At 51.6% G+C, this 475-nt stretch carries 1 protein-coding gene; it reads right to left on the bottom strand.

Features of this window, described 5'->3' with window-relative positions:
* Positions 1-242: 242 nt before the first annotated feature.
* Positions 243-475, bottom strand: a 233-nt coding sequence (locus QSV46_RS39140) for a hypothetical protein (protein WP_314964015.1), incomplete at its 5' end; no start/stop codon positions are given.

Below are 475 nucleotides of genomic sequence, written 5' to 3'. Positions count from 1 at the left end.
CGGGCCTTAACAGCTCTTAGCAACGCCATAAGCCGGCGTTCACGAGAATTCATAAATAGTTTCGGATCGTCCATCGGACGCATAGTCGTCTGCATCAATATCCAAAAGCGTACTCAGTTCAGGTGATAGCCGAACGCTGTTTCCACTTTGACTAAGCCCGGAGTGCGGTGATGGAAGTTTTACGAGCGGCAACTTGGCTTCCTTTCAATAGCGAACGCACGGGTTGGCGCATTGGATTTCCTTTATAGAGATCTGAAATTCTGGAGCGTCAACGTCGACTCGCGCTGCACTTGTAATGTGGTTACATCGGACACGCTTGCTCTCTCGGTAAGAGAGAGAGCTCTTCTCCTCCTGGCCAAGAAATCCCTTTCAACCGTCAACTGGCCGATCTTGGTATAGAGAGCCGGCTCCGCAAATTTGGACAGGTCGATAAGTGGAGTTTCTGCCTGACAGCGGGCACGCTGGTGCCTGCGAA

It is taken from the genome of Bradyrhizobium cosmicum, from assembly GCF_032290525.1.
Lineage (GTDB): Bacteria > Pseudomonadota > Alphaproteobacteria > Rhizobiales > Xanthobacteraceae > Bradyrhizobium > Bradyrhizobium cosmicum_A.
This window is presented reverse-complemented; position numbering and strand designations above follow the sequence as displayed.